We start from the raw sequence: 6,171 nt of genomic DNA on the forward strand, positions 1-6,171 counted from the left end.
CTCAGACGAGCAGGTCGTCGCGACCGTCGTTCTTGAGTCGCTCGATGTAGGTCGGATAGAGCTTCTTGCCCAGCGGAGCCAGCTTGAGCAGACTTCCCACATTGCCGTCGACCTTGATCTTCCTCTTGGCCATCGCCAACGGCAGGTTGACCTTGCCCTGCCAGTACCCGTTGCCGGTATCGGCTGTCATCGACATGGTCGCCGATGGCGCCGGTCCGCCCTCTAGCCCTTCACGTACCGACTTGTTGGCCATGTCGATGACAACGACAGCATCCGGATCGGTGAAGTCGAACGCGACCACGAGTCCGGTATCGACCAGTTTGGGCCCGATCTCCTCATCTTCAAAGGCGGTCTCGAAAATCCCGCCGATGTACTTCGTGACCTCCGCCGAGTCTTTAAACCCCATTGTCATCCTTAATTTATTTTCGATTTAATTCTGCCAGTTCGGAGGGTGCTATCCGGACTCTGAACGCAGCTATGACCCCCGTCACAGACGACGATACCATAAGCCAACTTATGGTCAAGGCGCGTGGCCGCCCGCCTGCATGGCGAGGAAGCATCCTGCGCCGCCGCCACTCTGAGAGCGCGCACATCGATCAGACGCCTGATTCGATCAACGGGCCATGGAGGTCAGCTGCTGCACGAGCCGGTACTTTTGAACTTTCCCGGTCGGCGTAGTCGGCAGGTCCTCGGCATGACAGAAAACCACCCGCTTGGGCACTTTGAAGCGGGCCAGTCGTGCCCGGCAAATCTCGAGCACATCGCTTTCGGTCAGTGCGGCATCTGGCACCGGAACGACGACAACACACCCGATCTCGCCCCAGCGGTCGTCGACCAAGCCGACGGCGAACGCTTGGCTGATCTCCTCGTGTGCCGCCAACACGTCCTCGATCTCCTTGGGCATCACCAGCTCACCACCGCTCTTGTACAGCTCTTTGCTGCGGCCCGTCACCTCGAGGTAGCCGTCGGTGCGCACCCGCCCGAGGTCACCGGAGAAAAGCCATCCGTCACGCAGGATCGCCGCCGTCTCGTCGGGACGGTCCCAGTACATGAGCATCACCGTCGGTCCCCGCGACACCAACTCACCTTCGTCGCCAATCGGCAAGTCCTCACCCGTTTCTGGATGCACCGCCTTGTACACAACGAGTGCCTCGCTGCCCCGGACCGATGCGGCTCCGGCAATTTTCGGCTTTCCGGCAGTTTCGGATGTCAAATACAGGGGGTCTTCGGGACGCGTCAACGTCATCGCTCCGCCGCACTCGGTCATTCCGTAACCTGTGACGATCTCGCGGACGCTGAACTCTTCTTCGATCCGCTGCCACAACCAGATCGGTGCCGGCGCCGACCCGCACAGGATCGCGCGCAAGGAGCTCAGATCGTAGTCTCGGCGGGCCGCGCTCTCGACCATCGCAACAGCCATAGTGGGAACGCAGAGCATATCGCTGGCTCGGTGGCGTTCAATTCCAGCGAAATATCCCTCGGCGCTGAATGCGGTCTGCGGGATTATCGCGCCGCCGGTGAACATCACCGACAACAACCCTTCGATGTAAGCGAACATGTGATAGCACGGCAGCGAGAACAAGATGCGCCGGCCGTCCTCGTAGGCTCGCGTCAGTGCCGATGCGTACGCGGTGCGCAGCACTGCATCATGGGTGACCAGGACCCCTTTGGGGGAGCCGGTAGTACCGGAGGTGTAGAGCATGTCGCAGGCGTTATCGGGATCAGCAACGAAAGCATCCGCGGCGCCACGGTTTTGACGCCCAAGAGCCGCCACACCAGCCAGCGTCAAGCAGCCGGGCCGTGCAGGGCTGTCGGTGTCGAACAGCACCACCTGGCAGCCCTTTTTCGATCGCGGCGAAGCCCAACCCGGCAACATCTCATCGAGCATCGACTGGTAGTCGAGTCCGCGAAAGCTGGTCATGGTGACCAGCAGTCGGCATCCAGAATCGGAAAGCAGGTAGCCCAACTCGTCGCGTCGGTAGAAGAAATTGATCGGAACCGCGATCGCGCCGACCCGCGCAATCGCGAACTTCACCGCCACAAACTGGGGGTAATTTGCCATGATCATGCCGATGCGATCGCCCGGACCTATACCGAGTGCGGCAAAACCATCAGCCAGCCGTTTGGAGTCTTCTGCCACTTCGGCATAACTGAGCTGCGCGTGGTCGGTCAATACCAGAGGACGGTTGCCGTACCGGCCGGCGCAGATGTCCAGCCATTCGGCAAGCGTATGCGCTCGCCACACCGGAAAGCTCTGCCGAAGTGCTTCTCTTCGCGTCTCGATGTCTGCGGTCAACGGCGATGCCCAGCCATGTTGGGTTAGTGCTATCCCACCGGATTTGTGCCGAGTTTGGCACCCGACATGTCGCTGATATCGGTCCAGCGGTTGGTGATTTCCTCCAGGCTCGGCGGCGTGGCGAAGGTGACGCCGTCGTTCTGGAACTGTGCGACCCGCTGCACAAGCCCGCCGCCGACCACGAACACCGAGCCGGATCCCCGATTCTCCTCGGAGACAAGGTAACCGACGGCCGGTGCGACGTGGTCAGGGTCTAGTTTGTCCAAGACCTCTTGGGGTGCGATGTCGGCGGTCATCCGGGTGGCCGCCATCGGGGCGACCGCGTTTGCCAGGATGCTGTACTTCGCGCCTTCGATCGCCAAAGTGTTGATCAGGCCGACCAGACCCAGCTTGGCTGCTCCGTAGTTGGCCTGGCCGAAATTGCCGTACAGCCCGCTAGTTGAGGTGGCCATCACGACCCGACCGAACTTCTGCTCGCGAAAATACGGCCACGCCGCCCGAGTTACCTGGTAACCGCCGTAGAGGTGGACCTTGATCACTGCATCCCAGTTGTCGTCGGTCATCTTGTGGAATGCTCCATCCCGCAGGATCCCCGCGTTGTTTACCACTCCGTGCACGGCCCCGAACTGCTCGATCGCGGTCGCGACAATCGCCTCGGCCCCCTCTCGGGTGACCACGCTCGAGTAATCGGCGACCGCCCGACCGCCAGCACCCCGAATCTCCTCGACCACCGCGTCGGCCATGCTGGAGTCCGACCCAGATCCGTCTCGAGCCCCGCCCAAGTCGTTGACGACGACCAGCGCGCCGTTGGCAGCAAGGAATTTCGCATAGGACCTGCCCAGGCCGCCCCCGGCTCCGGTGACGATCACGACTTTGTCTTGCACTCCGGGCACTTGTGATTCCTCCACGGGTGTAACGTGCTGCTTGCTTTGTTTAAGCTAGATTAAAATGTTGAGACGAGTCAAGCATGCAAATATCGACGCAGTGGGGCTGCCATCCGCCCCTGCTGCTCGCCATCCCCGGTTCGTGCCACCCGGCCCGGCATGCTCGAAGACGCCCGCCTGGTTCCGGCCTTCGATCGGTGACCGTCGACGACTCCCGGGACTCGCGGATCGAATCTGGTCTCTTCCGACAGGAGCGAGGATGCCGGTCGGGCGCTACCAACTAGAGTCCCAATCAGTGTCAGGGTGAGGTCGCCGCGTGTTGCGGTGGTTGGATCCTGATCACCTGATGTCTGGCTCGTAGACTCGCTGCCGCCTTCGGGTTGGCGTCCATGCGTTTTGTCGGCATCAAGTGTGAAGGACCGGTCGGCGTGACTTGATAGCGCCTCTGTGTGTCAAGCGGCGTCGGGAAGGAGGTTCCGTTGGTCGCGTTTCATTGTGCGGTAGATGACGTTGGAGAGCCTGCGCTTGAGGGCTCGGCGAGCTTCAGCGGGCGTCTTGCCTTCGGAGACCTTGCGCCGGTAGTAGTCCTGCCCGAGTCCGGTGTCTCGGATTTGGCACGTCGCGATGATGTGGAGCACGCAGTTGAGGGATCGGTTACCGCCAGTGTTCAGTCGATGCCGGGTTTTGTTGCCGCTGGAGGCTTCCAACGGTGCGCTGCCGGTGTAGCTGGCGAAGTGATGCTCGGTAGGAAACCGATCGATGTTGCCGACATGGCCGAGGATTTTCGCAGCGAGGACGATGCCCACCCCGGGCAGGTTGGTAAGCGTGGTTCTGCTGGCGTCGACGGCATGTCGCATCTGATGTTCGTTGTCTTTGGTGGTGCGGTCGAGGCGACGCAGGTCGGCAAGAAGGTCTCGGGCGAGGTCTCGCCGGCAACAGTCAGTGGCGGTGACTGGCCGGGTCCGTCGAAGAAGTTCGGCGGCCTTGTCGGCGGACAGGTCGATCGGGGCGCCTCCGGGAATCAGATCGCGCAGCAGGACATGGAGCCGTTTGAGCAGCCGGGTGCGCTCATTGACGAGGTCGTCGCGGCGTTCGGTCAACAACCGCAGGATCGTGGCCTGGTCTTCGGAGCACACCTGGCGCAGATCTGGCCGGAACAATGCGACCTGCGCGACATGAAGTGCGTCTGCCGCATCGGTCTTTCGGTCCCCACCGGTGGCCAGCATCCGCGCCCGTGCGGAGAGCGTGGAGGGCACGTCGACGACATGCTCGCCGTCAGCAGCGAGCTGCTGAGCGATACCGCGGCCCAAACCGCGAGCGCCCTCGACGGCGAATCGACTCTCGGGCCAGCGCTGGGACCAGGCCATCAGTTGGCCAAAAGTGCCTGCATTGACCGGGAATCGAGGCTGGGCAATCTTGTTGCCGGAACTGTCGATTGCCACTGCGGTGTGAGTGGATTTATGCGGATCGATGCCGATCAGGATCACAGATGGCCGTCCTTGCGCTCGTTGGGATGGGGGCGTGCGCGGTGGGCATCCTGACTTCAAGTCGGTCTACTTGCATGCCTCTGTCGAACCACACCGCGAGGGTGCCGGAAGGCGGTGGCATGCTATCAATGAGCCAGCCCATCGGGCGGCAAGGAGCAGTGCGAGCCAGTGCCATCCGGCACCCTCGGACGCTACGAGGATGAAGATCCTCGCGGCATCCGGCTGTCTGTCATTCAACAAGTCAGGAGCGTGGCACCGCCCCCGACTGAGATGTGTCCGCCGACCGGCCCAACCGTCACCTCACAGTGAAGGAGGCAACCACCATGGTTGTTGTTGGAGCCGATGTCCACAAGCGCACGCATACGTTCGTCGCGGTCGACGACGTCGGGCGCAAGCTTGGCGAGAAGGTCGTTACGGCGACCAGCGCCGGACATCACCAAGCGTTGCGCTGGGCCATCACGGAGTTCGGGCCGGACCTGTGCTGGGGTATCGAAGACTGCCGGCATCTGTCGGCGCGGTTGGAACGCGACTTACTCACCTGCGGGCAGCAGGTGGTGCGGGTGCCACCGAAGTTGATGTCTCAGGTGCGGGCCTCGGCGCGTACCCGAGGAAAGTCCGATCCGATCGATGCGTTGGCCGTGGCCCGGGCGGTGCTGCGTGAGCCCGATCTTCCGGCGGCCTCCCATGATGAGGTGTCACGAGAGTTGAAGCTACTGGTTGATCGGCGTGAAGACCTTGTCGCACAACGAACTTCGACGATCAATCGACTGCTGTGGAGGGTCCACGAACTTGATCCGGCACACGCTCCGCAACCGCGCTCGCTGGACCTGGCCAAGCACCCCGCCCTACTCGCGGCGTGGCTGGAGCTGACACCTGGGCTGGTGGCAGAGCTGGCCCGTGACGAGCTCGCCGATATCACCCGACTCAGCGAGCAGATCAACATGCTGGCCAAGCGTATCGGTGAACGCGTCCGCGCAGCAGCCCCTGCGCTGCTGGCGATGCCGGGCTGCGGTGAACTCACCGCAGCCAAAATCGTGGGCGAGGCCGCAGGGGTCACCCGGTTCAAGAGCGAGGCCGCGTTTGCCCGCCACAGCGGGGTCGCACCGATTCCGGTGTGGTCGGGCAATACCGCCGGCCGGGTCCGGATGACGCGCTCAGGCAACCGCCAACTCAACGCCGCGCTACATCGCATCGCAATCACCCAGATCCGTCTGGCCGGTCTTGGCCAGACCTACTACCGCAAGCGACTCGAGACCGGCGACTCCAGTACCGAAGCCCTGCGCTGCCTCAAACGGCGCCTCGCTCGTGTCGTCTTCCACCACCTACACACCGATCAAAAAACCGTCAAAACGCTTGCCAACCGGCAGCGGCTTGACATAGGAGAATCTCAATGAAGTTGTCAAGCCACCGCGGCGTTAGGTGCGGTGGGTTGATAGATCCTGTGGTCGCGCAGCATGGCCCACAGGACGTTGAGGCGTCGGCGGGCCAAGGCGAGGACGGCTTG

General features: G+C 62.5%; 5 protein-coding genes. 1 reads left to right on the forward strand and 4 read right to left on the reverse strand.

The window, feature by feature from the left end:
• Position 1 precedes the first annotated feature (1 nt).
• The 4 genes from AC2VON_RS18925 to AC2VON_RS18940 form a co-directional block, all read right to left on the reverse strand.
• Positions 2-406: an SCP2 sterol-binding domain-containing protein gene (locus AC2VON_RS18925; RefSeq protein WP_084027989.1), complete on the reverse strand. Its 405-nt coding sequence runs from the start codon at positions 404-406 to the stop codon at positions 2-4.
• 207 nt (positions 407-613) lie between these two features.
• A complete protein-coding gene (locus tag AC2VON_RS18930) occupies positions 614-2,296 on the reverse strand; it encodes a class I adenylate-forming enzyme family protein (RefSeq protein WP_486954325.1) in 1,683 nt (560 codons plus the stop codon).
• A 29-nt stretch (positions 2,297-2,325) separates the two neighbouring features.
• Entirely contained in the window at positions 2,326-3,189 is an 864-nt protein-coding gene (locus tag AC2VON_RS18935; protein ID WP_464508820.1) for an SDR family oxidoreductase, read from the reverse strand.
• Between the two features lie 443 nt (positions 3,190-3,632).
• On the reverse strand, positions 3,633-4,667 hold the full coding sequence (locus AC2VON_RS18940; protein WP_084027985.1) for an IS110 family RNA-guided transposase: 1,035 nt from the start codon (positions 4,665-4,667) through the stop codon (positions 3,633-3,635).
• Between the two features lie 305 nt (positions 4,668-4,972).
• On the opposite strand from AC2VON_RS18940, the gene AC2VON_RS18945 reads away from it, so the two are divergent.
• Complete coding sequence (locus AC2VON_RS18945; protein ID WP_201790550.1) at positions 4,973-6,061, forward strand: IS110 family RNA-guided transposase; 1,089 nt, start codon at positions 4,973-4,975, stop codon at positions 6,059-6,061.
• Positions 6,062-6,171: the final 110 nt, after the last annotated feature.

Source organism: Mycobacterium sp. TH-M82, from assembly GCF_057473605.1.

Bases quoted from the DNA above. Each gene is read 5' to 3' on its own strand.
- AC2VON_RS18925 (WP_084027989.1), bottom strand. From the start codon at position 406: ATGGGGTTTAAAGACTCGGCGGAGGTCACGAAGTACATCGGCGGGATT.